Source organism: Streptomyces tibetensis (genome assembly GCF_007655005.1).
GTDB lineage: Bacteria > Actinomycetota > Actinomycetes > Streptomycetales > Streptomycetaceae > Streptomyces > Streptomyces tibetensis.
The window spans coordinates 237643-262739 of sequence record NZ_SZVW01000003.1 but is presented as its reverse complement, the minus strand read 5'-3'; the positions used below and the strand labels follow the sequence as shown (position 1 = coordinate 262739).

At 71.8% G+C, this 25097-nt stretch carries 23 protein-coding genes; 8 read left to right on the top strand and 15 right to left on the bottom strand.

Features of this window, described 5'->3' with window-relative positions; translation table 11 throughout:
- Positions 1-19 precede the first annotated feature (19 nt).
- Positions 20-1711 (top strand): FMN-binding protein, encoded by a 1692-nt coding sequence (locus FDO69_RS42860; protein ID WP_104778709.1) that lies wholly within the window; start codon positions 20-22, stop codon positions 1709-1711.
- Positions 1704-2507 (top strand): FAD:protein FMN transferase, encoded by an 804-nt coding sequence (locus tag FDO69_RS06065; RefSeq protein WP_234387854.1) that lies wholly within the window; start codon positions 1704-1706, stop codon positions 2505-2507. Before FDO69_RS42860 ends, FDO69_RS06065 begins: the two co-directional genes overlap by 8 nt.
- 301 nt (positions 2508-2808) lie before the next feature.
- Here FDO69_RS06065 and FDO69_RS06060 read toward each other — a convergent pair whose 3' ends face one another.
- From FDO69_RS06060 to argC, 5 genes are read right to left on the bottom strand one after another with little or no spacing between them, the layout of a single operon-like run.
- Positions 2809-3354, bottom strand: a complete 546-nt coding sequence (locus FDO69_RS06060) for an arginine repressor (RefSeq protein ID WP_104778708.1) — start codon at positions 3352-3354, stop codon at positions 2809-2811.
- Between the two features lie 7 nt (positions 3355-3361).
- A complete protein-coding gene (locus FDO69_RS06055; protein WP_104778707.1) occupies positions 3362-4561 on the bottom strand; it encodes an acetylornithine transaminase in 1200 nt (399 codons plus the stop codon).
- A complete protein-coding gene (argB, locus tag FDO69_RS06050) occupies positions 4558-5472 on the bottom strand; it encodes an acetylglutamate kinase (RefSeq protein ID WP_104778706.1) in 915 nt (304 codons plus the stop codon). The genes FDO69_RS06055 and argB overlap by 4 nt, the downstream gene beginning before the upstream one ends.
- A complete protein-coding gene (gene argJ / locus FDO69_RS06045) occupies positions 5469-6620 on the bottom strand; it encodes a bifunctional glutamate N-acetyltransferase/amino-acid acetyltransferase ArgJ (RefSeq protein WP_104778705.1) in 1152 nt (383 codons plus the stop codon). Before argJ ends, argB begins: the two co-directional genes overlap by 4 nt.
- Positions 6617-7645: an N-acetyl-gamma-glutamyl-phosphate reductase gene (gene argC, locus FDO69_RS06040; protein ID WP_104778704.1), complete on the bottom strand. Its 1029-nt coding sequence runs from the start codon at positions 7643-7645 to the stop codon at positions 6617-6619. Before argC ends, argJ begins: the two co-directional genes overlap by 4 nt.
- 61 nt (positions 7646-7706) lie before the next feature.
- Here argC and FDO69_RS41075 point away from each other — a divergent pair, with 61 nt between their 5' ends.
- Entirely contained in the window at positions 7707-7856 is a 150-nt protein-coding gene (locus tag FDO69_RS41075) for a hypothetical protein (RefSeq protein ID WP_159030594.1), read from the top strand.
- A 61-nt stretch (positions 7857-7917) separates the two neighbouring features.
- Here FDO69_RS41075 and FDO69_RS06035 read toward each other — a convergent pair whose 3' ends face one another.
- Positions 7918-10404, bottom strand: coding sequence for an alpha-L-arabinofuranosidase C-terminal domain-containing protein (locus tag FDO69_RS06035; protein WP_104778703.1), 2487 nt, complete (start codon positions 10402-10404; stop codon positions 7918-7920).
- A gap of 134 nt (positions 10405-10538) precedes the next feature.
- On the opposite strand from FDO69_RS06035, the gene FDO69_RS06030 reads away from it, so the two are divergent.
- Entirely contained in the window at positions 10539-10988 is a 450-nt protein-coding gene (locus FDO69_RS06030; protein ID WP_104778702.1) for a DUF6314 family protein, read from the top strand.
- Here FDO69_RS06030 and FDO69_RS06025 read toward each other — a convergent pair.
- From FDO69_RS06025 to FDO69_RS06015, 3 genes are all read right to left on the bottom strand, one after another.
- On the bottom strand, positions 10970-11566 hold the full coding sequence (locus tag FDO69_RS06025; RefSeq protein ID WP_104778701.1) for a histidine phosphatase family protein: 597 nt from the start codon (positions 11564-11566) through the stop codon (positions 10970-10972). The genes FDO69_RS06030 and FDO69_RS06025 overlap by 19 nt on opposite strands.
- A 73-nt stretch (positions 11567-11639) precedes the next feature.
- Positions 11640-12080, bottom strand: a complete 441-nt coding sequence (locus tag FDO69_RS06020) for a GNAT family N-acetyltransferase (protein ID WP_104778700.1) — start codon at positions 12078-12080, stop codon at positions 11640-11642.
- A gap of 41 nt (positions 12081-12121) precedes the next feature.
- Entirely contained in the window at positions 12122-13558 is a 1437-nt protein-coding gene (locus tag FDO69_RS06015) for an aminotransferase-like domain-containing protein (RefSeq protein WP_104778699.1), read from the bottom strand.
- On the opposite strand from FDO69_RS06015, the gene FDO69_RS06010 reads away from it, so the two are divergent.
- Both FDO69_RS06010 and FDO69_RS06005 read left to right on the top strand, forming a co-directional pair.
- Complete coding sequence (locus FDO69_RS06010; protein WP_104778698.1) at positions 13557-14477, top strand: DMT family transporter; 921 nt, start codon at positions 13557-13559, stop codon at positions 14475-14477. The two genes, FDO69_RS06015 and FDO69_RS06010, sit on opposite strands and share 2 nt — an antisense overlap.
- 93 nt (positions 14478-14570) lie before the next feature.
- The gene (locus FDO69_RS06005; protein WP_104778697.1) at positions 14571-14771 is read left to right on the top strand and encodes a DUF1918 domain-containing protein; all 201 of its coding nucleotides are present in this window, start codon (positions 14571-14573) and stop codon (positions 14769-14771) included.
- A 243-nt stretch (positions 14772-15014) separates the two neighbouring features.
- On the opposite strand, the gene FDO69_RS06000 is transcribed toward FDO69_RS06005, so the two are convergent.
- Positions 15015-16244: a glycoside hydrolase family 10-like protein gene (locus FDO69_RS06000; RefSeq protein WP_442802774.1), complete on the bottom strand. Its 1230-nt coding sequence runs from the start codon at positions 16242-16244 to the stop codon at positions 15015-15017.
- A gap of 181 nt (positions 16245-16425) precedes the next feature.
- On the opposite strand from FDO69_RS06000, the gene FDO69_RS05995 reads away from it, so the two are divergent.
- Positions 16426-17301, top strand: coding sequence for a 3-hydroxybutyryl-CoA dehydrogenase (locus FDO69_RS05995; protein ID WP_104778695.1), 876 nt, complete (start codon positions 16426-16428; stop codon positions 17299-17301).
- A gap of 235 nt (positions 17302-17536) precedes the next feature.
- Positions 17537-17794 carry a hypothetical protein gene (locus tag FDO69_RS05990; protein ID WP_053668213.1) on the top strand — a complete coding sequence of 86 codons (258 nt, stop codon included), beginning with the start codon at positions 17537-17539 and terminating at the stop codon, positions 17792-17794.
- A 1-nt stretch (position 17795) separates the two neighbouring features.
- Here FDO69_RS05990 and FDO69_RS05985 read toward each other — a convergent pair whose 3' ends face one another.
- The 5 genes from FDO69_RS05985 to pheS form a co-directional block, all read right to left on the bottom strand.
- Positions 17796-18341 (bottom strand): NUDIX hydrolase, encoded by a 546-nt coding sequence (locus FDO69_RS05985; protein WP_104778694.1) that lies wholly within the window; start codon positions 18339-18341, stop codon positions 17796-17798.
- A 106-nt stretch (positions 18342-18447) separates the two neighbouring features.
- Complete coding sequence (locus FDO69_RS05980; protein ID WP_104778693.1) at positions 18448-19788, bottom strand: NsdA family TPR-like regulatory protein; 1341 nt, start codon at positions 19786-19788, stop codon at positions 18448-18450.
- A 267-nt stretch (positions 19789-20055) separates the two neighbouring features.
- Positions 20056-21072 (bottom strand): PP2C family protein-serine/threonine phosphatase, encoded by a 1017-nt coding sequence (locus tag FDO69_RS05975; protein WP_104778692.1) that lies wholly within the window; start codon positions 21070-21072, stop codon positions 20056-20058.
- Between the two features lie 221 nt (positions 21073-21293).
- Positions 21294-23807, bottom strand: a complete 2514-nt coding sequence (gene pheT / locus FDO69_RS05970; protein WP_104778691.1) for a phenylalanine--tRNA ligase subunit beta — start codon at positions 23805-23807, stop codon at positions 21294-21296.
- Positions 23807-24934 carry a phenylalanine--tRNA ligase subunit alpha gene (gene pheS, locus FDO69_RS05965; protein WP_104778690.1) on the bottom strand — a complete coding sequence of 376 codons (1128 nt, stop codon included), beginning with the start codon at positions 24932-24934 and terminating at the stop codon, positions 23807-23809. The genes pheT and pheS overlap by 1 nt, the downstream gene beginning before the upstream one ends.
- Between the last annotated feature and the right edge of the window lie 163 nt (positions 24935-25097).

The window sequence follows — 25097 nt, the reverse complement described above, 5'->3', positions numbered from 1 at the left end:
TTCAGGAGTTTGGGAAACGATGAGGAAGTCTCACCCCGTCCGGCGTGCCGTGCTCGCCGGCGCAGCCACCGTCTCCGGGATCGTGCTGCTGCTGTCCCTGAAGCCGGCCTCCGACCCGGGGTCCGCCCAGGCGGCGGGGCAGGCACCGCCCGCGGCGGCCGGGCAGGCACCGCAGGGCGGCGTGAACGGCGCGGTCACCGGTGACGCGGCGCAGACGCAGTACGGCGCGGTGCAGGTCCGCCTGACCATGAGCAACGGCAAGATCACCCAGGCCGAGGCGGTCCAGGCCCCCAAGGGCGGCCGCAGCGACCAGATCACCGCCAGCTCGGTGCCGCGCCTGAACCAAGCCGTGGTGGCGGCGCAGAGCGCGGACATCGACGCGGTCTCCGGGGCGACGTACACCAGCGCCGGCTACAAGAAGTCGCTCCAGTCGGCCCTGGACAAGGCGAAGGCGTCGGCCGGAGCGCAGCAGGGTTCGGGCGGCGCGCAGACGCTGACGGGCGATGTCGCTCAGACGCAGTACGGGCCGGTGCAGGTCCGGGTGACCGTCGCCGGCGGGAAGATCACCAAGGCCGAGGCGGTCCAGGCCCCCAAGGGCGGCCGCAGCGACCAGATCACCTCCTCCTCCGTCCCCCGCCTCAACCAGGCGGCCGTGACGGCCGGAACCGCGGACATCGACGCGGTCTCGGGCGCCACGTACACGAGCGCCGGGTACAAGAAGTCGCTCCAGTCGGCGCTCGACAAGGCGCCGGCCCAGGGCGGTTCCTCGCAGGCGGCGGGTTCGGGGGGCGGCCAGGCGGCGACGCAGACGCTGACCGGCAGCGTGGCGCAGACGCAGTACGGGCCGGTGCAGGTGCGGGTGACCGTCGCCGGCGGGAAGATCACCAAGGCCGAGGCGGTCCAGGCCCCCAAGGGCGGCCGCAGCGACCAGATCACCTCCTCCTCCGTCCCCCGCCTCAACCAGGCGGCCGTGACGGCCGGAACCGCGGACATCGACGCGGTCTCGGGCGCCACGTACACGAGCGCCGGGTACAAGAAGTCGCTCCAGTCGGCGCTCGACAAGGCGCCGGCCCAGGGCGGTTCCTCGCAGGCGGCGGGTTCGGGGGGCGGCCAGGCGGCGACGCAGACGCTGACCGGCAGCGTGGCGCAGACGCAGTACGGGCCGGTGCAGGTGCGGGTGACCGTCGCCGGTGGGAAGATCACCAAGGCCGAGGCGGTCCAGGCCCCCAAGGGCGGCCGCAGCGACCAGATCACCTCCTCCTCCGTCCCCCGCCTCAACCAGGCGGCCGTGACGGCCGGAACCGCGGACATCGACGCGGTCTCGGGCGCCACGTACACGAGCGCCGGGTACAAGAAGTCGCTCCAGTCGGCGCTCGACAAGGCGCCGGCCCAGGGCGGTTCCTCGCAGGCGGCGGGTTCGGGGGGCGGCCAGGCGGCGACGCAGACGCTGACCGGCAGCGTGGCGCAGACGCAGTACGGGCCGGTGCAGGTGCGGGTGACCGTCGCCGGTGGGAAGATCACCAAGGCCGAGGCGGTCCAGGCCCCCAAGGGCGGCCGCAGCGACCAGATCACCTCCTCCTCCGTCCCCCGCCTCAACCAGGCGGCCGTGGCGGCCGGGAACGCGCAGATCGACGCCGTGTCCGGGGCGACGTACACCAGCGCGGGCTACAAGCAGTCCCTCCAGTCCGCGCTGGACCAGGCCGGTGGCTGACACGGTGGCCGACTCCGCACAGGCTCCCGCCGCGGTACGTCATGCCGAGGAGACGATGGGGACCGTCTTCTCCTTCGACGTCCGCGGCGGGGAACCGGCCGCCGTGCGCACGGCCCTGGACGAGGCCGTGGCCGGGCTGCACCGGGTCGACGAGGTGTTCAGCACGTACCGCGAGGACAGCCAGATCTCACGGCTGCAGCGCGGTGAGGTGACCGTCGCGCAGTGCGATCCCGAGGTCGCCGAGGTGCTGGAACTGGCCGCCGAGGCCGAGCGGCTGAGCGACGGCTGGTTCAGCACGTCGTACCAGGGCCGCCTCGATCCGACCGGCATCGTGAAGGGCTGGGCGGTCGAGCGGGCGGCACGGCTGCTGGCGGAGGTGCCCGGGGTGTGCGGGGTGAACCTGAACGGCGGCGGCGATGTGCAACTGCTCGGGACACCGGGTGGGCAGCGACCGTGGCGCGTGGGCGTGTCCGACCCGTTGCGTCCGGGGGGTCTCGCGGCGGTCGTCTCGGCGGCCGGGGCGGAGGAACTGTCCGTGGCCACGTCCGGGACGGCGGAGCGCGGGGACCACATAGTCGACCCCCGTACGGGGCGTTCCGCCGTGACCGACCTGGTCGCCGTGACGGTGGTGGGCCCCCGGCTGACGTGGGTGGACTGCTGGGCGACGGCCGCGTTCGCGATGGGCTCGCGGGAGGGCCTGGCGTGGCTGGAGTCGCTGCCGGACGTGGAAGCGCTGCTGATCACGGCCGGGGACGAGGTGCGTTGCACCGGCGGGTTGGCGGCACGGCTGGGGTGAGTTCTGGCTGGGGCGGGTGGGTCCGCAGCCCGGCGTGGCGGGGCGCCTCCCCCAAGCTCTCGGCTCGCTCGAGCACGGGCGACCCCCACGCCCACCCGTGCCGCCCTGGCGGCACGACTGCCCGCAGCGGACCCGACCCAGGGGCGCGCGGAACAGCGCGACCAGCCACAACGCACCCGCACACACCCACCACCGGCACCCATACGGCCACACATGCCCACAGCTGGGTCAGCGCCCTGAAGGGGCGCGCGGAACAGCGCGACCAGCCGCAGCGCGCCCGCAGACGAACGACAACCCCTAGCTAGTGCCCGTTCTGTGCCAACCTCAGCAAATGATCGGCCAGTGCCTGTCCCCCGTCGGGGTTCCTGCTGATCAACATCAGCGTGTCGTCACCGGCGATCGTCCCCAGAATGTCGTGCAGCTCGGCCTGGTCGATGGCCGAGGCCAGGAACTGCGCCGCCCCCGGAGGAGTACGCAGCACCACGAGATTCGCCGAGGCCTCCGCGGAGATCAGCAGCTCCTGCGAGAGCCGCCGCATCCGCTCCTCCTTCGCCGACCCGCCCAGCGGCGCCCGGGGCGTACGGAAGCCGCCCTCGCTGGGCACCGCGTAGATCAGGTCGCCGTCGGCGTTGCGGATCTTCACCGCGTTCAGCTCGTCCAGGTCCCGGCTGAGCGTGGCCTGCGTGACGCTCAGCCCGTCGTCGGCGAGCAGCTTCGCCAGCTGGCTCTGCGACCGGACCGGCTGCCGGTTGAGGATGTCCACGATCCGGCGGTGGCGGGCGGTGCGGGTCTGCGGCACGGCGGGCCCGTTCGCCCCCGGCTGCTCGTGGTCCTGCGCCTGACTCATCGTCGTCTCATTCCCCGGATCGTCCGTCCCCGCTCACTGCCTGGAGGATGCCGGGCAGCGCCCCGAGGAACGCGTCCACCTCGTCGTCGCGCAGGTTCAGCGGCGGCATCAGCCGTACGACGTCGGGGGCGGGCACGTTCACGAGGAATCCGGCCTCCTGAGCCGCCTCGCGCACCTGGGGCGCCAGCGGCTCGGTGAGCACGATACCCAGGAGGAGTCCCGTACCCCGGACGAAATCGATCAACTGATGGCCGAGGCCCTCGATTCCGTCCCGCAACCTCTCGCTCTGCCGCTTGACGTTCTCCAGCAACCCCTCGTTCGCGATGGTGTCGAGGACGGCGAGCCCGGCGGCGCAGGCCACGGGGTTGCCGCCGAAGGTCGTGCCGTGCTGGCCGGGCTGGAGCAGGTCGGCGGCCCGCCCGAAGGCGACGGTCGCGCCGAGCGGCAGGCCGCCGCCCAGCTGCTTGGCGAGGGTGACGACGTCGGGCAGGACGCCCTCGTGGGCCTGGTACTCGAACCAGTGCCCGGTCCGGCCGATGCCGGTCTGCACCTCGTCGAGGACGAGGAGCGCCCCGGTCGCCGCCGTGATGGCCCGGGCCGCCTTGAGGTAACCGGCGGGCGGGACGACGACGCCGAGCTCGCCCTGGATCGGCTCGATGATGACGAGCGCGGTCTCCTCGGTGACGGCGGCGGCCAGGGCCTGCGCGTCGCCGAACGGCACGTGCGTGACATCGCCGGGCAGGGGCAGGAACGGCTCCCGCTTGCCCTGCTGGCCGGTCAGCGCCAGGGCGCCCATGGTCCGCCCGTGGAAGGCGCCCTCGGTGGCCACGATGTGGGTCCGCCCGGTCAGCCGGCCGATCTTGAAGGCGGCCTCGTTGGCCTCGGCGCCGGAGTTGCAGAAGAAGACCTTGCCGTCCCGGCCGAACAGGGTGAGCAGCCGTTCGGCGAGGGCGACGGTCGGCTCGGCCATGAAGAAGTTGGAGATGTGGCCGAGGGAACCGATCTGCCGGCTGACGGCCTCGACGATCGCCGGGTGGGCGTGGCCGAGGGCGTTGGTGGCGATGCCGCCGACGAAGTCGAGGTACGCATTGCCGTCGGCGTCCCACACCTTGGTGCCCGCGCCGCGCTCCAGGGGCAGCAGTGGGGTGCCGTAGTTGTTCATGAGCGCGCCCTGCCACCGCCCGGCGTACTCCTGCTGCGCGGTCATACGGCGTCCCCCTCGTGCTCGTCGGGCACGACCATCGTGCCGATGCCCTCGTCGGTGAAGATCTCCAGCAGGATCGAGTGCTGGACCCGGCCGTCGATGACGCGGGCGGTGGTGACGCCGTTGCGCACGGCGTGCAGGCAGCCCTCCATCTTCGGCACCATGCCGGACGACAGGTCCGGCAGCAGCCGCTCCAGCTCGGTCGCGGTGAGGCGGCTGATCACCTCGTCGCTGTGCGGCCAGTCCTCGTAGAGTCCCTCCACGTCCGTGAGGACCATGAGGGTTTCGGCGTCCAGTGCAGCAGCGAGTGCCGCAGCCGCCGTATCAGCATTGACGTTGTAGACATGTCCGTCGTCCTGGGAGCGGGCGATCGAGGAGACGACCGGGATGCGGCCGTCGGCGAGCAGGGCCTCGATCGCGCCCGTGTCGATCGCGGTGATCTCACCGACGCGCCCGATGTCGACCAGCTCGCCGTCGATCTCGGGTTGGTGCTTGGTGGCGGTGATGGTGTGGGCGTCCTCGCCGGTCAGGCCGACGGCGAGCGGCCCGTGCTGGTTGAGCAGCCCGACCAGTTCGCGCTGGACCTGCCCGGCCAGCACCATGCGGACGACGTCCATGGCGTCCTCGGTGGTCACCCTGAGGCCGGCCTTGAACTCGCTGACGATGCCGTGCTGATCGAGGGCCCGACTGATCTGCGGGCCGCCGCCGTGCACGACCACGGGCTTGAGGCCGGCGTGGTGCAGGAACACCACGTCCTTCGCGAAGGCGGCCTTGAGGTCCTCGTCGATCATGGCGTTGCCGCCGAACTTGATGACGACCGTCTTGCCGTTGTGCCGGACCAGCCAGGGCAGCGCCTCGATGAGGATCTGCGCCTTGGGCAGGGCGGTGTGCTTGCGCGTCGCTCCACTGCTCATGACGAGTACGCGCTGTTCTCGTGGACGTAGTCGGCCGTGAGGTCGTTGGTCCAGATGGTGGCGGTCTCGGACCCGGCGGCGAGGTCGGCGACGATGTGCACCTCGCGGTAGCGCATGTCGACCTTGTCGCGGTCCTCGCCGACCCCGCCGTTCTTGCATACCCAGACGCCGTTGATGGCGACGTTGAGCCGGTCGGGCTCGAAGGCGGCGGACGTGGTGCCGATCGCGGAGAGCACGCGGCCCCAGTTGGGGTCCTCGCCGTGGATGGCGCACTTGAGGAGGTTGTTGCGGGCGATGGAGCGGCCCACCTCGACGGCGTCGTCCTCGGTCGCGGCGCCCACCACCTCGACCTTGATGTCCTTGCTGGCGCCCTCGGCGTCCCGGATCAGCTGCTGGCCGAGGTCGTCGCAGACCTGCCGTACGGCCTCGGCGAACTCCTCGTACTCGGGGGTGACTTCGGCGGAGCCGGAGGCGAGCAGCAGCACCGTGTCGTTGGTGGACATGCAGCCGTCGGAGTCGACCCGGTCGAAGGTCGTCCGGGTGGCCGCGCGCAGGGCCTTGTCCAGGACGTCGTTCTCCAGGTCCGCGTCGGTGGTGAGGACGACGAGCATGGTGGCGAGGCCGGGGGCGAGCATGCCCGCGCCCTTGGCCATGCCGCCGACGGTCCAGCCGTCCTTGGTGACGACGGACGTCTTGTGGACGGTGTCGGTGGTCTTGATGGCGATGGCGGCCTTCTCACCGCCGTGCTCGGAGAGCTGGGCGGCGGCCGTCTCGACGCCCGGGAGCAGCTTGTCCATGGGGAGCAGGACACCGATGAGGCCGGTCGAGCAGACGGCCACCTCGATGGCGCCCCGCCCGAGGACCTCGGCGGCCTTCTCGGCCGTGGCGTGGGTGTCCTGGAATCCCTTGGGGCCCGTACAGGCGTTGGCGCCACCGGAGTTGAGGACGACGGCGGACACCTGGCCGCTCTTCAGCACCTGCTCGGACCACAGGACCGGGGCGGCCTTCACACGGTTGGAGGTGAAGACGCCGGCGGCGGCGCGGCGGGGGCCGGTGTTGACCACGAGGGCCAGGTCGGGGTTGCCGTTGTCCTTGATCCCGGCGGCGATGCCCGCCGCCGTGAATCCCTTTGCTGCCGTCACACTCACGGCGCAACTCCGATCGTCGTCAGCCCGGTGGTCTCGTCGAGACCCAGGGCGATGTTCATGCTCTGGACGGCACCGCCCGCGGTGCCCTTGGTGAGGTTGTCGATGGCGCTGATCACGATGATCCGTCCGGCGGCCGCGTCGTGCGCGACCTGCACCTGAACGGCGTTCGAACCGTAGACGGACGCCGTGGCGGGCCACTGGCCCTCGGGCAGCAGGTGCACGAACGGCTCGTCGGCGAAGGCCTTCTCGTAGGCGGCGCGCAGCGACTCGCCCGTGACGCCGTCGGCGGCCTTGGCGCTGCACGTGGCGAGGATGCCGCGCGGCATCGGCGCGAGGGTCGGGGTGAAGGACACGGAGACCGGAGCGCCGGCGGCCGCGCTGAGGTTCTGGGTGATCTCGGGGGTGTGCCGGTGCACGCCGCCGACGCCGTACGGGGACATCGACCCCATGACCTCACTGCCCAGCAGGTGCGGCTTGGGCGCCTTGCCCGCGCCGGACGTGCCGGACGCGGCCACGATCACGGCCTCGGGCTCCGCGAGGCTTGCCGCGTACGCAGGGAACAGGGCCAGCGAGACGGCGGTCGGGTAGCAACCGGGCACCGCGATGCGCTTGGACCCCGTAAGCCGAGCGCGGGCGCCCGGCAGTTCGGGAAGGCCGTAGGGCCAGGTTCCGGCGTGCGGCGAGCCGTAGAACTGCTCCCAGGCGGCGGCGTCCGTCAGGCGGAAGTCGGCGCCCATGTCGACGACGAGCACGTCCGGGCCGAGCTGCTCGGCGACGGCGGCGGACTGCCCGTGCGGCAGCGCGAGGAAGACGACGTCGTGGCCGGCGAGGACCTCCGGGGTGGTCTCCTGGAGCACTCGGCCGGCCAGGGGCAGCAGGTGCGGCTGGAGCGCACCGAGCTTCTGCCCCGCGTTGGAGTTGCCGGTCAGGGCGCCGATCTCGACCTCGGGGTGTGCCAGGAGCAGACGCAGCAGTTCTCCGCCCGCGTACCCACTCGCTCCGGCCACTGCCGCACGTACCGCCATGGATCCTCCTCCTTAGAGGGCATGACTATACGTTTCGCTGCACGTTTATGCAATCCCATTCATGGGCCACGCGGTCGTCGCGACGGCGCCGCGCGGCTCCCTCGACGTCACCCTGTGGCGAGTGGACGGAGTGGTGCCCGACGACGCGGTGCTGCTGCGCGTCGCGGAGAAGGTCCTGCCGACGGTCCCGGGGTGGAAGGCCGGCGGCTGACGCGCAGGCGCTGACGGCGCTGTGTGGCCGCCGCCCGGGGCGGCGGCCACACAGCGGGATGTCACCTCTGCTTGATCCTCAGGAACGTCACGGAGTTCGCGGGGAAGGTGTAGGCGAACTTCTTCGCCACACCCCGGAACGTGGACGTCACCGGCGTCACCGGGGTGTCCGTCTCGGTGTTCACGGCGTCCTCGTCGGCGGCCAGCGTGGTGACGCGGGCCGTGGAGTCGACCTTGGCGCCACCGAGGTCGACGGCCGTACGGGCCTCGGCCGACCGGGCGTTGACGACCTTGACGATCAGGTCACCGGTCTTCGCGTCCCTGGTGACGACCTGACGGAACGGCTCGGCCGGCTTGTCGTCCTTGAAGCTGCCCCACTCCTTGCCGTCGAGGAAGAGGGTGACCTGGCGGCCGCGCACCTTGATGTCGATGTCGTAGGCACGGCCGGTCTCGACCGACCCGGGCTTCGTCATCAGGGTGCCCTTGCCGCCGTCCACGGCCTGCTCGATCGCCGACTGGGTGTTGTTCCAGCCGCCCAGGTTCCACCAGTAGTAGTTGCCGGTGTCCTTGACTCCGAAGGCGACGAGGAAGCCCTCCTTGCCGGACTTCTTGGTGGCCTTCACATGCAGGTCGTAGTCCTTCCAGGCCGGGTCGCCCGCCGTGACCATGGTGTTCTCGGCGGCGGTGTCGGTCTGGACGTAGGCCCCGTCCTGGATGCTCCAGCTGCCGGTGCCGCCCTGCTTCCACTTCGAGGCGTCACCGGAGAAGTCGTCGCTGAGGAGGGTCGAGCCGTCCGCCGAGGTGACCTTCACGTCGTCGTACGCGGCACTGGTCGCCCAGGTCGACAGGCCGACGGCACCGGTGATGGGACCGCTGACGTCCGGGGTGCCGGTGGCCTCGGAGGGGACCACTCGGTCGCCGACGTTGTTCATGAACAGCTTCTGGACCTCGTAGTTGGCCGAGTTCCAGGAGGCCCGGTTGTTGAACCAGATCAGGTCGGGCCGCCACTGCACGTAGTCCTCGTTGGCGAGCAGCGGGGCGTACGAGGCGAGCTTGACGACGTCCGCGTTGCGCTCCAGGCCCGTCATGAAGGCGGCCTCGGACAGGCCGTTCTTCCAGGCGTTGCCCTGCGAGGCGTACTCACCGAGGAAGACCTTGGGGCCGTTCCTGTCGTAGGAGTCGTAGCGGTCGTTGTTCTGCAGGAACCAGTTCGGGCTGTTGTAGTAGTGCTCGTCGACCATGTCCACCTTGGCGTCGCGGTTGAGCTGCCAGGCGGTGTCGAAGGTCGAACCGGCGTCGTCGGGGCCCGAGTTGGAGATGACGGTGATGTCCGGGTACTTCGCCTCGATGGCGGCCCGGAACTGCTGGAAGCGGGCGAAGAACTCCTTGGGGAGGTTCTCCTCGTTGCCGACCTCGATGTGGGTGAGGCGGAAGGGCTTGGGGTGGCCCATCCGCGCGCGGACCTTGCCCCACTCGGAGGTCGCCGGTCCGTTGGCGAACTCGATGAGGTCCAGGGCATCCTGGATGTGCCGCTTGAGCAGCGCTTCGTTGTCGGTGGCCTTGTTCTGCCCGCAGCCGGTGACCAGGGCGGGGACGACGGGCAGCGGCATGGCGCCGATGTCCTCGGAGAAGCGGAAGTACTCGTAGTAACCGAGGCCGTAGCTCTGGTTGTAGCCCCAGAAGTTGGCGTTGGTGGCGCGCTCCTCGACCGGGCCGATGGTGTCCTTCCACTGGTAGCTGCGCTTGCGCTGCCAGTTCGAGGTCGCGCTGTAGTCCTCCATGGAGCCGGTGTTGACCAGGCAGCCGCCCGGGAAGCGCACGAAGCCCGGCTTCAGGGCGGCGATCTTCTCGGCGAGGTCCTTGCGCAGGCCGTTCGGCTGGTTCTTGTACGTCTCGCGCGGGAACAGCGACACCTCGTCGAGCGCGGCCGTGTTCGTGGAGGCCACGGCGAGACGGCCGCGGTTGCTGGTGCGGGACGCGGTGAAGCCGGCCTGGTACTTGGCCCAGCCGCCCTTCACGGCGATCCGGCGGGCGGTGGCCAGACTGCCCGCGGCGTCCTTCAGGGAGACGGTGAGGGTGCTGCCGCTCTCGGCGCGGGCCCACACGGAGAAGTCGTACCGCTTGCCCTGCTCGACTCGGATGCCGGTGTTGTAGCCGGCGTTCGTGACGGACGAACCGGCGCCCAGGGAGAGGTAGTTGCGGTTGCGTTCGTTGAGGCGGCCGGAGTCGTTCACGACCTGGGCCGTGCCACCGACCGTCCAGGAGGTCAGGGGCGTGTAGGAGCCGTTGTCGGCGGTGGAGTACTCGAACGACCGGTTCTGCACGAGCTCGGCGTAGAGACCGCCGTCGGCGGCGCGGTTGATGTCCTCGAAGAAGACGCCGTACATCGTGTCGTCGATCTTCGCGCCCTGGGCGGACGGGTCGACGGTGATCGTGTAGTCGGCGACGTCCTCGGCGTGCGCGGGGGCCGGTACGAGGGCTGCTGCCGTCAGGAGGGCGGTGGTCGTGAGACCGAGTCTCCATCGGGTACGGGCGTCGGTGCGTGGCATGGATACTCCGCGGCTCTCTGCTAGAGGTGTTCGAAATATCAGACATTGGTCAGCACTTCGAACGGCAACATAGGGAGGGGGCGGATGCGCGTCAATGGGTCGCACGCAACGGCCGGGACGGAGAGCGAGGCAGGATGGGCGAGTTCTGGCCAGTGCCGGACGTGCTGGCGTATCTGGCCGGGCGCTGGAGGGTGTCGCGGTCGGTGCGGGATCTCGCGAGCGGTGCGGAAGGGGAGTTCACCGGGACGACCGGGTTCCGTGAGGACACGGAGAGCCCCGACGGCGGGCTGCTGCACCACGAGTCCGGCACCTTCGTCTGGCAGGGCGTCGCCCGGCCCGCCGAGCGGACCCTGCGGTTCCTGCCCGGCCCGGGCGGCACGGCGGACGTGCGGTTCGCCGACGGGCGGCCGTTCCACGACCTGGACCTGACGTCGGGCCGGCACGTCGCCGACCATCCCTGTGCGGCGGACCTCTACCGCGGCGAGTTCGTCGTCCGCGACAGCGATCACTGGCGGACGGTGTGGCGCGTCCGCGGTCCCGCCAAGGACCTGGTCCTGCGGACCGACTACGCGCGCGAGGACTGAGCCGGCGCCCCGCCGTCGAAGCGCAGGTGCCAGCGGCCCGCCCGGCCCGTCACGGCGGTCGTCGACAGCGGGCGGACGTCGATGTTCCAGTACGTCGCGGGCGACGCCTTCAGGGCGTACACCAGGGCCGCCCGGATCACGGAGGGCTCGGCCACCGCCACGACCCGGCAGCCGTCCTCGACGGGCCGGGTGTCGAGCCAGCCGCCGACGCGGGTGATGAAGTCGACCAGCGACTCGCCCCCGTGCGGTGTGGCGCGGGGGTCGGCGAGCCAGGCGTCCACGGCATCCGGCTCCCGGGCCATCGCCTCGCCCAGGGTCAGCCCCCGCCACCGGCCCATGTCGCAGTCGCGCAGGCCAAGCTGCACCAGCGGCGCGTACCCGAGCCCCTCCCCCGTCGCCCGGCTGCGCGGAGTCGGCGAGCAGTAGCGCAGTTCGGCTGCGGCGAGCGGCAGCAGTTCCCGGGCGGCGCGCTCCACCTCGCCCCAGCCGGCCTGGTCCAGCGGCCGGTCGTCCTCGAAACGCTCGGCGAGCAGCGGGGAGCTGCGCGCGGCGGCGACGAAGGTGACCCGAAGTGGCATGCGGCGATCGTGGGCGCAGCAAGTAAGCAGGTCAAGAGATGTTACCTACGAGTTACCCAGGGTGTCCCGGTCCTCACCGGTCGAAGATGAGCGCCATCCACTGCTCGGGCCGCTCCAGCGGGGCGAATCCGAGCTTCGCGTACACCCCGTGCGCGTCCTGCGTGGCGAGCAGCACCCGCCGCACCCCGAACGATCGCAGCTCCTCCCGCACGGCGGCCACGAGCGCGCTTCCGACGCCCTTGCCGCGCACCGACGGATCGACGTACACATCGCACAGCCACCCGAACGTCGCCCGGTCGGTGATCACCCGGGCATAGGCGACCTGCTCTCCCGACACCGTGTCGAAGACCCCGAAGTTGAGTGACCCCTCGATCGCCCGGTCCTGCGTCGCCCGGGGGCGCCCCAGTGCCCAGTAGGCGTCGGTGGACAGCCAGTGGTGCACACGCTCGCGGTCGACGCGGGCGGGGTCGGTGGAGATCTCGTAGCCCTCGGGCAGGCTCGGGGTGTCGGTCATGTCCGCGATGCTCGCAGGCCGCCCGAAGGCGCGTCGAGCGGTTATCCCAGCACCTCGTCACAGGCGGTACGCAGGCGCCGTACGCCCTCCGCGATCTCCCCCGTCCCGGCGACCGCCGCGAAGCTCAGCCGGACGTGCGCGGCCGGGGGTTCGGCGCTGAAGTACGGGCGGCCGGGTGCGAGGGCGACGCCGGCCCGCAGGGCCGCGGAGGTGAGGGCCGACTCGTCCGTGCCGTCGGGCAGGCGTGGCCACAGGTGGTAGCCGCCGGAGGGGATGTGAGGCAGGGCGAACTGCGGCAGGTGCAGGGCGAGGGCGCCGGTCATCGCGTCCCGGCGGGCCTTCAACTCGGCGGAGACGGCCCGCAGATGACGCGGCCAGGCGGGCGATCCGACGAGTTCGAGGGCGGCCTCCTGGAGGGGGCGCGGCACGAAGAACGTGTCGACGACCTGGATCGCGCGCAGCCGTTCCAGGACCGGACCGCGGGCGGCCAGGGCACTCACCCGGAAGCTCGGCGAGGTCGCCTTGGTCAGCGAGGAGACGTGGACGACGACGCCGTCGGGGTCGTCGGCGGCCAGCGGGCGCGGCAGTGGCCCCGCGTCCTCGTGCACGAGCCGCCGCACGAAGTCGTCCTCGACGACGAACGCGCCCGCCTCCCGCGCGATGCGCAGCACCTCGGCGCGCCGCTCGGGCGCGAGCACCGCGCCCGTGGGGTTCTGGAAGAGAGGCTGGCAGACGAAGGCCGGGGCGCCGGTGGCCCGGAACGCGTCCGCGAGCAGCGCCGGACGCACGCCGTCGGCGTCCACCGGGACGGGCACCGGGCGCAGGCCGGCGGCGCGGGCGATGGCGAGCATGCCGGGGTAGGTGGGCGACTCGACCAGGACGGGTGCGCCGGGCGGGGCGAGGGCGCGCAGGGCGGTGGTGAGCGCGGACTGCCCGCCGGCGGTGACCAGCACCTCGGCGGCCGTGACCGACCCGCCGATGCTCCGCGCGAACCACTCGCGCAGCTCCGGCAGCCCCTCCATGGGCGGTCGCCCCCAGGCACCGGGACGGCGCCCGGCGCGCGAGAGGGCGGCGGCCATCGCCCGCTCGGGCTGCAGGGACGGGTGCAGATAGCCGCCGTTGAACTCGATCACGCCGGGCGGCGGGGCGGCCAGCGACACCAGCACCCCGGAGGCGTCCACGGAACGCGGCACGAGGTCGGCGGCGCCGTCCGCGCTGAGCGCGACCTCCTGCCAGGAGGTGTCGCCGGTGGGAGCCGGCGCCGTCCTGGCCTGCGCGCGGAAGGCGCCCGCGCCGGGCCGGGTGACCACCAGACCCTCGGCGGCGAGCTGCGCCAGGGCCCGCGACACCGTCACCGGGCTTACCCGGAACCGCTCGACCAGGGCCCGGCTCGACGGCAGCTTTCCACCGGGTGAGTAGCGGTCGAGCTCCCGCCGCAGCTGTTCCGCCAGTTCACCCACGCTGCTACGCTCTTGCATGAGAGCACAGAGTAGCGCTACTGCGCCGCCCGCGATAGCAGTGGCCGCACCGGATCGGGAAGGCAGCGGCTTCGGCACGCTCCAGGCGGCCCTCGGCGTCGTCGCCTTCTCCCTGACGTTCCCCGCGACCGCCTGGGGACTGGAGGGGTTCGGGCCCTGGTCGCTCGTCGCCGTGCGGAGCGTCCTGGCCGCGGTGATCGCGGGCTCGGCCCTCCTGGCGCTGCGGGTGCCGTTGCCCGCCCGGCGGCACTGGCCGGGCCTCGCGGTCGTCGGAGCCGGCGTCGTCCTCGGCTTCCCGCTGCTGACCACACTGGCACTGGAGACCTCCACCACCGCGCACGCGGCCGTCGTGGTCGGCCTGCTCCCCCTCACCACGGCGCTCTTCTCGGCCCTGCGCGTCGGCACCCGGCCCTCGCGCACCTTCTGGATCGCCGCCCTCGCGGGCGCGGCCGCGGTACTGGCCTTCACCGCGCAGCAGAGCGGCGGCGCCCTGACCACCGCCGACCTGTACCTGTTCGCCGCACTGCTGGTCTGCGCGGCCGGCTACACCGAGGGCGGCCGGCTGGCCCGGGTCATGCCGGGCTGGCAGGTGATCGGCTGGGCGCTGGCGCTGTGCCTGCCGCTGACCGTGCCGGTCGCCTCGATCGCCCTGGCCCACGAACCCGTGCAGCTGACCGCGCACAGCGTCACCGGCCTGCTCTGGGTCGCGGCGGGCTCGCAGTTCGTCGGGCTGGTCGTCTGGTACCGCGGCATGGCGGCCATCGGCATCCCCAAGGCCAGCCAGTTGCAGCTCGCCCAGCCGCTGCTCACACTGGTGTGGTCGGTGCTGCTGCTGGGCGAACACCTCACGGTCGCCGCCCCGCTGACGGCCGCGGCGGTGCTGGTCTGCATCGCCGTCACACAGCGATCACGGGGCTGAGCGGGGAGCGTGCACGGCCACTGCCGACGGGCGCACCCCGCCGTAGACTCAAGGCCACGGACCGCTGCTCCGCACATCGTGAGGAGGCCCCAGATGCGCGCAACCGTGGGCGACCAGCTTGTCCAGCACGGCAGGGTGGTCGGTCAGCACGACAAGATCGGCGAGATCGTCGAAGTGCTCGGCCAGGAGGGCAACCCCCCGTACCGCGTCCGGTTCGAGGACGGGCACGAGGGCGTGTGCTCCCCGGGACCCGACACGGAGATCCGGCACAGGGAGACCATGACCGGGCCATGACTCGGCGCGGGGGCGGCGGCTGGTGCCCGGCGGGGTCGGCGACCCTACGTGGAGGCGGCGGCTGCCCCTGGCCGTCGGCGACTCGGCACGGGGGCGGCGGCTGGCGCCCATCGGGGTCGGCGACCCTACGTCGAGGCGGCGGCTGCCCCTGGCCGTCGGCGACTCGGCACGGGGGCGGCGGCTGGCGCCCCTGGTAGAAGCTCCGGCCGAGGATCGACCCGCACGACCAGGACATTCGGCCGCTCAGCGCGGAGGCGACGCCGGCTGCCCGTAGTGGTCGGCGACCACCCGCGCCATCGACCCGATCCGGTCGGCCGCCACGTCCCGGGCGGCGAAGTAGACGTGTCCGCGCACCTGCGCGTACTTCCCGGCCAGCGTCAGATGCCGGGACAGTTCAGCCGTCTCCTGCCATGCCGCTGGCTGCGCCGGGTCGCCGGCCTTGTACAGCGCCTCCCCCACGTACAGCTGCGTCGGGCTGTCGCGCGCGACCTTCGCCCACCAGGGCACCAGCTTCGCGTAGTCGGCCGCGGCGAAGCCGATGTTCCAGTACAGCTGCGGGACGATGTAGTCGATCCAGCCCTCGCGCACCCACTTGCGGGTGTCCGCGTGCAGGTCGTCGTAGGTCTGCACACCGGCCCGGGTGTCCGAACCGGCCGGGTCCGTCGAGGCGTTGCGCCACACGCCGAACGGGCTGATGCCGAAGCGGGCGCTCGGCCGCACCTCCTTCACCCGGTCCGCGGTCTCACGCACCAGCCGGTCGATGTTGTCCCGCCGCCAGGCGGCCCGGTCCGGGAAGCCGTCGCCGTGCTCGTCGTAGGCGTCCTCGTCGTCGAAGGTCTGCCCCGCCACGGGGTAGGGGTAGAAGTAGTCGTCGAAGTGGACGCCGTCCACGGGGTACTTCGCCACCGCGTGGAGCATCGCGTCCTCCACGAAGGCACGGACCTCGGGCAGCCCCGGGTTGTAGAAGAGCTTCCCGCCGTACGTCACCACCCAGTCCGGGTTCTCGCGCGCCGGGTGGGAGGGGGCGAGCCGGGCCGGGTCGGCGTGGGCGGCGATCCGGTACGGGTTGAACCACGCGTGCAGCCGAAGACCACGGGCATGCGCCTCCTTGACGGCCGTGCCCAGCGGATCCCAGCCGGGGTCCTTGCCCTGGGTGCCGGTGAGGTACTGCGACCACGGCTCGTACGGTGAGGGCCACAGGGCGTCCGCCGTGGGCCGGACCTGGAAAAACACGGTGTTGAGCCGGTTGCGGACCGCCGTGTCGAGGTGAGTGAGCAGTTCGGCGCGCTGCTGCGAGGCGGTCAGCCCCGGCTTGGAGGGCCAGTCCCGGTTGGCCACGGACGCGATCCAGACGCCCCGCATCTCGGAGTCCGGCGCCCCGCCCCGGCGCCCGCTCGCGGCCGACGCCCGAGGCATCATCGTGAAAGCCGACAGCGCCGCGACCGCGAACGCCCTGCGTGAGACTCGTCCCATCCGCATGCCCCAAAAAGCCGCGGATCCGCCCGGTCGCGGATCGCTCCGGGGCCAGCATGCCCGATGCGGGCCCGCCCCCCGGCGATCGATCATCGATACTTCGGAGTAACGTGCACGAACGGAGCAGTCGCCGGGACCCGGCCGGTCTGCCCGGACGTAGATCAGCAGCGAAAGGGACGATGTGACGGACATCCCAGCGGGAGACATTGCACGCGTCGGAGTCGTGGGCTGCGGTCAGATGGGCGCGGGCATCGCCGAGGTGTGCGCCCGGGCCGGCCTGGACGTCATGGTCGCCGAGACCACCGGCGAGGCACTGGAGATCGGCCGCACCCGGCTGTTCACCTCCCTGGCCAAGGCAGCCGAGCGCGGCAAGATCACCGAGGAGGAGAAGGAGGCCACGCTGGCCCGCCTGAGCTTCACCACGGATCTCGGCGAGTTCGCCGACCGTGACCTGGTGATCGAGGCCGTCGTCGAGAACGAGCAGGTCAAGACCGAGATCTTCCAGGTGCTCGACCAGGTCGTGACCCGGCCGGACGCGATCCTGGCGTCCAACACCTCCTCGATCCCGCTGGTGAAGCTGGCGGTCGCGACCTCGCGCCCCGACCAGGTCATCGGCATCCACTTCTTCAACCCGGCCCCGGTGCAGAATCTCGTCGAGCTGATCCCGGCGCTCACCACGTCCGAGGGCACGATCAGCCGCGCCCAGCTCTTCACCGAGAAGCTGCTCGGCAAGCACGCGATCCGCGCCCAGGACCGCTCCGGCTTCGTGGTCAACGCGCTGCTGATCCCGTATCTGCTCTCCGCGATCCGGATGTTCGAGACGGGCATCGCCAGCCGCGAGGACATCGACAACGGCATGGAGATGGGCTGCGCCCACCCGATGGGCCCCCTGAAGCTGTCCGACCTGATCGGCCTGGACACGGTCGCCTCGGTCGCGCAGTCCATGTACGAGGAGTACAAGGAGCCCCTGTACGCCGCTCCCCCGCTCCTGCAGCGCATGGTCGACGCGGGCAGGCTGGGCCGCAAGACGGGTTCGGGCTTCTACACGTACGCCTGACCGATCCACTTCGCCATGCCGTACCGGCCCCCCGAGGCCGATTACGGACGGTCAGATTTCGGCCAAGCGACGGGCCCGGCAACGCATTTGGTGCCGGGCCCGCGGCATTCACACACCGTGTGCGCGCCGGGCTCGCATATGCCCTACGCACACTCTCCCCAGGCGCCCACCAGGCGAGTTGACTCCTCATGCGCATGCAAGGGATGTGAAAACGACTACGGAAAGGAGCGGACTCGTGACCGCCGAGCCCGAACATCCCGTCGTTCATGGAGAACTCGCAGAGTTACGGCGCCGCCTCGATGTGGCCTACGCCCGCGTCGAGGGCGGGCTGGCTCTGCTCAGCCATCGCACCGAGGAGACCGCCAAGGAACTCGACGAGCTCAACACCCGGATCAACTCGCTGGAACACGCGCGCTGGCCGCTGCCCGCGGTCGCCGCCCTCACCGCCGTGGGTGCCCTCGTCGTGACGATCTGGCAGGCGCTGGGGCGCTAGCTCAGGGCAACGTGTCCTGACCGAGCCTGAGATGGTGCAGCAGGAGTAATGCGGCCGCCATGTTGGCGGCCGGGACCTCGCCGCGGGCGACCATGTCGGGGACGACCTTGAGGGGCACCCATTCACGGCGGTCCGACTCGAAGTCGTCCACGGGGTGCCCGACGTACTCGCCCTCGTCGGCCCAGTACACGTGGTGCCGGGCGTCGGTGAGCCCGTTGGACGGCTCCACGCTCATGAGGTGGTGCAGGGGTCCCGGCCGCCAGCCCGTCTCCTCCTCCAGTTCCCTGGCGGCCGCACGGGCGATGTCCTCACCGTCCTCGACCACTCCCGCCGCGAGTTCCCACCCCCAGCTGTCGGTGATGAAACGGTGCCGCCAGAGCAGCAGCACCTCGTTGGCCTCGTTCACGACCGTGGCCACCGCAACGGGCCGCAGCCGTATGAGGAAGTGGTCCAGATGCCTGCCGTCCGGCAGTTCGACATCCGCGAGATTGACGCTGAACCAGCGGTTTGAGTACACATTTTGCTCGTTGTGTTTCGTCCACTGCACGGTTCTGCCACCTTCCGTCGAGTAAGTGGCAATATCGCAGCAGGGACGGACGGGCAGCAGGCGCACGGGAAGCGCCTCGGAGCGATCCGGGCACCCGGGCCCGGATCTACAACGGTACGCGCAGTGCTCCGTCGATGAGTTCGGCGGCCTCGGCGGTGCCCGCGCAGCCGTTGCGCACCAGGTGCTCCCGCACCGCGCGCAGCCGGTCGCGCAGCCGCTGGGACTCCATGCCCCGGGCCTGCTCGGCCATCTGCACGGCGATGGCCACCGCCTTGTCGGCGTTGCCCTGCCGCAGTTCGATGGTGCTGAGCATGGCCAGCCGGTGCACCCGGCCGCGGTCGTGCGCCGGGTTGTCGACGGCGGCCGCGGCATGCTCTCCGGCGGCCGCGATCTCGCCCAGGCTCAGCAACGCCTCCGCGACCTGGACGTTCACGAGCCCGGGCTGGACATAGCCGGTCTCGTCGGGCTCGTAGCCGCGCCGGATGCGCTCGGCCGCCTGCTCGGCCCGCCGGATACGGGACAGGGCGCTCGTGCCGTCGCCGAGATGCGCGTACGCCTTGGCCTGCATCGCGTACAGGTCGGAGGCGAGCGCCGGGGTGATGTGCTTGCCTGCGGCCCGCAGCGCGGCCTCCGCGAAGGCGACGGCCTGCCGGTACTCCCGCATGAACAGCGACTGGTTGACCAGCAGAGCGATGACGTACGCCCCGAGTCCCCGGTCGCCGCTGGCCTTCGCCAGCCGCAGCGCCTGGTGGAAGTAGCGCTGGGCCAGCCCGTGCGCGTCGGAGTCGTAGGCGCAGATGCCGGCGACCGCCACCAACCCGCCGGTGGCCCGGTGCAGTTGGCGGCCGGTCTCGTCGGTGTAACTGCCGCGCAGCAGCGGGGCGGCCTCGGCGTTGAGGAAGCCGACGATCCGGGCCCGGGTGGCGATGCCCCCGGCCTTGCGGTACATCTGCTCGTAGTGCGTACGGGCGGCCCGCAGCATCTCCAGGTCGCCCGCCGTGACCCGGTGTCTGCCGCCCCGCGAGACGTCCACGTCCTCGGGCGGGTTCTCCCACTCCCACACCGGCATCACCGCGGGCGTGCCGGTGAGGGCGGGCGCGCCCAGGATGTGCGGGCGCTGCTGCTGGTCGGAGCGCCACAGGGCGGTGGCCCGTTCGACGAACCCGGACAGCGTGCCGGTGTGCGGGGCGGACGGCTCGCCGGGCACGCCGAGGCCGATGTCGTCGAGCGTGACGTGCCGTTGCAGCCGGGCGGCGAGCACTTCGCAGATCAGGTCGGGCACTTGCCCCCGGGGGCGCTGCCCCTTCAACCACCGGGCGACGGCGGTGTGTTCGTACCTCAGGGACAGGCCACGGGCCCGCCCTGCCTGGTTGACGTGTGCGGCCAGCCCCGCGTGCGAGATCCCGGCCTCGTCCAGGATCGCGTCGAGCAGAGTGTTGGGCTGCATGTGGGCCCCCCGGTGGCTCGGTGCCGACAGAGTAGTGGTTCCGCCTTCACACGGGGTGTGAACAGAGTGCTCGAATCCGCAGGGTGTGCACACTGTCGCTCACAGTCGCGGACCGGTTGACTGAACTGCCTCGAAAGAGGTCGGCCGGGCCGCCGGCTCCCCCTCGTACAGTGCGGCGGCCCGCTACCGCCGTCCGCCCGGCTGCCTGCCCGACACTCCGTGGCGGGGCGGACGGCATCGCCGGCGGTGCGTTCTCTCGCCCTGCGGTCAGCGGTGTGGGGTCGGCTGCGGGCACGTCGTGGTCGATCGCGCCGTTCCCCGCGCCCCTGACGGCATCCCTCCGCTGCTCGTGAGCACGAGCAGCGCGATGTCGTCCGGCGGTTGGCCGCGTGTGTGGTGGAGGAGGGCGGCTGAGATCCTGCCGACGACACCCTGCGAGGAGAGTGGGCCGTCCCCCGCGACGCTCGTCAGCGCGCTCCCCAACGGGAAGAACCGGCCACGGGCGTCCCTGGCGTCCTGGGCGCCGTCCGTGTAGAGGAACAGCGCGTCTTCGGGTGCGAGGTACCCGAGGTCCACCGTCGGCAGGACGGCAGGCAGCGGGAACAGGCCCAGTGGCGGGTGCGGGTCGCCGGGGGCCAGTTGCTCCACCCGGCCGCGGCTCAGCCGGTACGGCCAGGGATGGCCGCAGTTCAGGGCGAGCATCTCACCGTCGGGCCGGATCTCCACGAGCAGCAGCGTCACGAACTCCTCGGCGGCGCTCGCGGGATGCTCCTGGCGCAGATGGCGGTCCAGGGCCCGTTCCAGCCGGCGCAGCACCCCGCCGAGGTCCTCCTCGTCGTGCGCCGCCTCGCGGAAACAGCCGAGCACGGCGGCGACGGTCCCGAGCGCGCCGATCCCGTGCCCGCGTACGTCACCCATCACGGCCCGGACCCCGTGCTCGGTGGCGACGACCTCGTACAGGTCACCCCCGACCGCGGCGCCACGCTCCGCCGACACCTGGACGGCCGCCACGTCCAGCCCGTCGACCCGCGAGGGCAGCGGCCGCAGCAGCGCGCGCTGCGCGGCACCGGCGACCCGGCGCAGCTGCCGCAGTTCACGCATCAGCGCGTGCCGTACCTGAAGGATCAGCCCGGTCCCGACCGCGAAGAACACCGCACTGGAGACGATTCGCGCCTGGAGATCGGTTTCCTGGGCGAGCGGACAGGCCAGCTTGTACGCGACGGCCGCCGCGCCCCACACGATGGGAAGACCGAGGCTGCGTACCCGACCCCTGACGCGGATCATGCCGATGGCCCCCCAATAGGCCCTGACGCACAGAATCGGACCGGCCCTAGAAGGCCGGTCCGATTCTGTCGACAGCACGCTGAGAATGGGGGAGATCACCCACCTTTACCACTCGAACGAGTGAGGTGACCCGACCCTCTCCCGGGGGCGCGGGAACTGCGCGAACGGCCACGACGTATCCGCAGCCGCCAACACACCGCAGCTCCCCGCCCCTTGGGCATTCAGCTCCGCAACTCGGCGCCCACCCGCTCGCCCGCAAGGGCGACCGCCGCGTCCCGAGCCGCGGAAGCCTCATCCACGGTCAGCGTCCGGTCGGATGCCCGGAACCGCAGGGCGTACGCCAGCGACTTCCGGCCCTCGCCCAGCTGCTCGGCGTTCTCGTACACGTCGAACAACCGGATGGACTCCAGCAGTTCCCCGGCACCGTCCCGCAGCGCCGCCTCGACGTCCACGGCCGGCACAAACGCGTCGACGACCAGGGCGACGTCCTGCGTGGCGACGGGGAACGCGGAGATCCGGGGCGCCGCGGCCGTGGCGTCACCGGCGGTCTCCACCGCGTCCAGGTCGATCTCCATCGCGCAGGTGCGCGCCGGAAGACCGAGGGCCTTCACGACCCGCGGATGCAGCTCGCCCGCGTGCCCCACGACCCGCTCGGCACCGTCGACGGTGACCGCCAGCTCGGCGCACCGCCCGGGGTGCCACGGCCCGTACTGGCCCTTGCGGATGACCAGCTCGGCGCCGGCCTCACGGGCGACGGACCGGGCGGCTTCGACCGCGTCGGCCCAGTCGGCCGGGCGGCCCCTGCCCCACCAGCCGGCCTGCTCGCGCGCACCGGCGAGGACCACGGCCACGTGCCGCGGCTGCTCGGGCAGCGCCGCGTTCAGCTCGGCGAGCTCCTCGTCGGTCGGGCGGCGGTCGACGGGCAGCACGGCCGCGATCCGCTGCTCCTCGCGCGGCCGGAAGACCAGACCGGACTCGAACAGCGCGAGGTCGTGCGAGCCGCGGCCGTCGTTGCGGCGCAGGGCGGCGAGCAGACCCGGCAGCAGCGAGGTGCGCAGCGCGGGCTCCTCGTCGCTCAGCGGGTTGCTGAGCTTCACGACGCGGCGGGCCGGGTCGTCCGCCTCCAGGCCGAGCTGGTCGAAGACCTGCTCACCGATGAACGGGTAGTTCAGCGCCTCGACGTATCCGGCACCGGCCAGGGCCCGGCCGACGCGGCGGTGCAGCCGCTGCCGGTCCGTCAGGCCGAGGCCGGCCGGCGGCTTGGGCAGCGTGGAGGGCAGGTTCTCGTAGCCCTCCAGCCGGATGACCTCTTCGGCCAGGTCGTTCGGGTCGGTGAGGTCGGGCCGCCAGGACGGCACGGTGACGACCAGCTCGTCCTGCCCGTACACGTCGCAGCCGACCTCCTGGAGGCGGCGTACGACGGTCTCGCGGCCGTAGGCGACGCCCGCGACCTTGTCCGGGTGGTCGGCCGGGATGGTGATGGTGCGCGGCGCGTACGGGGCGAGGACCTCGGTGACGCCGGCCTCGGCGGTGCCGCCGGCGAGCAGCACCAGCAGGTCGACGGTGCGCTGCGCGGCGGCAGCGGCGGCCTGCGGGTCGACGCCGCGCTCGAAGCGCCGGGACGCCTCGGAGGAGAGCTTGTGGCGGCGGGCGGTGCGCGCGATCGACACGGCGTCGAAGTGCGCGGCCTCGCTGACGACGTCCGCCGTGGCGTTCTCGAGGTCGCCGTGGTCGGCGATCTCCGTGTTGGCGCCGCCCATGACACCGGCGAGCCCGATCGGGCCGCGGTCGTCGGTGATCACCAGGTCCTCGGCGTCCAGCGCGCGCTCGACACCGTCGAGGGTGGTGAGCTTCTCGCCCGCCTCGGCCCGGCGGACCCCGATCGTGCCCTGGACCAGGCCGCGGTCGTAGGCGTGCAGCGGCTGGCCGAGCTCCGTCATCACGTAGTTCGTGACGTCGACGGCGAGGGAGATCGGGCGCATGCCGACCTTCTGCAGCCGGCGCTGGAGCCAGATCGGGGAGCGGGCCTCGGCGCTCAGGCCGGTCACCGTGCGGGCGGTGAAGCGGTCGCAGCCGGTGGGGTCCGAGATCTGCACCGGGTAGCCGTAGGCGTTCGGGGCGGGCACGTCGATCAGGGCCGGGTCGCGCAGCGGCAGGCCGTAGGCGATGGCAGTCTCACGCGCCACGCCGCGCAGCGACAGGCAGTAGCCGCGGTCGGGCGTGACCGCGATGTCGAGGACCTCGTCGACCAGTTCCAGCAGCTCGACGGCGTCCTTGCCGATCTCGATCTCCGGCGGCAGGACGATGATGCCCTTGGTGCCGTCGTCGCCCATGTTCAGCTCGTCGCTGGAGCAGATCATGCCGCGGGACATCTTGCCGTAGGTCTTGCGCTCGGCGATCTGGAAGTCACCGGGCAGGACCGCGCCGGGCAGGGCCACGACGACCTTGTCGCCGACGGCGAAGTTGCGCGCGCCGCAGACGATCTCCTGGGGCTCGCCGGTGCCGTTGGCCTGGCCGACGTCGACGGTGCAGAAGCGGATGGGCTTCTTGAACTCCGTCAGCTCCTCGATCGTCGCCACCCGGCCGACGACCAGGGGACCCTTGAGGTCGGCGCCGAGCTGCTCGACGGTCTCGACCTCCAGACCGGCCGAAATGAGCTTGGCCTGCACGTCGCGACCGGTCTCCGTCTCCGGCAGGTCGACGTACTCCCGCAGCCAAGAAAGCGGGACCCGCATCAGATCTCCATCCCGAACGGCCGGGTGAACCGGACGTCACCCTCGACCATGTCTCGCATGTCTTCGACGTTGTGGCGGAACATCAGCATCCGCTCGATGCCGAACCCGAAGGCGAACCCGCTGTACTTCTCGGGGTCGACGCCGCAGGCGGTGAGCACCCGCGGGTTGACCATGCCGCAGCCGCCGAGCTCGATCCAGCCCTCGGAGGAGCAGGTGCGGCAGGGGCGGTCGGGGTTGCCGATGGACTCGCCCTTGCAGACGTAGCAGAGCATGTCCATCTCGGCGCTCGGCTCGGTGAACGGGAAGAAGTTCGGCCGCAGCCGGGTCTTCATGTCCGCGCCGAACAGGGCCTGGACCATGTGGTCCAGGGTGCCCTTGAGGTCGGCCATCGTCAGGCCCTCGTCCACCGCCAGCAGCTCGATCTGGTGGAAGACGGGCGTGTGCGTGGCATCGAGCTCGTCGGTGCGGAACACACGGCCGGGGCAGACGATGTAGACCGGCAGCTCACGGTCGAGCAGCGCGCGGGCCTGCACCGGGGAGGTGTGGGTGCGCAGGACGACGCCGGACCCGGACTCGTCGGTGCCCTTGGGGCCCTGCACGAAGAAGGTGTCCTGCATCTGCCGGGCCGGGTGGTCGGGCAGGAAGTTCAGGGCGTCGAAGTTGAACCACTCCGCCTCGGCCTCCGGCCCTTCGGCGACCTCGTAGCCCATGGCCACGAAGACGTCCGCGACGCGCTCCATCATGGTGGTGAGCGGGTGCCGGGCGCCGGACGGTACGCGGTCGTACGGCAGCGTGACGTCCACCGCCTCCTCGACGAGCACGCGCGCGTCCCGCTCGGCCTCGAGTTCCACCTGGCGGGCGGCGAGGGCCTTGTTCACGGCACCGCGGGCCTGCCCGACGCGCTTGCCGGCCTCGGCCTTGGCGTGCGGGGGCAGGGCGCCGATCTCGCGGTTGGCGAGGGCCAGCGGGGAGGTGGGGCCGGTCTGGGCGACCTTGGCCTCGTGGAGCGCGTCGAGGGAATCCGCGGCGGCGAAGGCGGCGAGCGCCTCGTCCCGCATGCGCTCGATCTCTTCCGGTTTCAACGTCTCGACCTCGACAGGGTCGTACGACTTATTCGGTGCCGACATCTCTTCCCGTGCTTCCGATTGGCTGGCTGGAGGTCCCCGTCTCCGACTCGGACGGCCGCCTGAAGGGACACAAAGGTGCCAATGGCCGAGTCTAACGGGGTGGAGGGTCCCTCTAGGACGCCCGGTCCGGGAGGGGTCCTCAGGTAGGCGAAGGCGCCCGCGG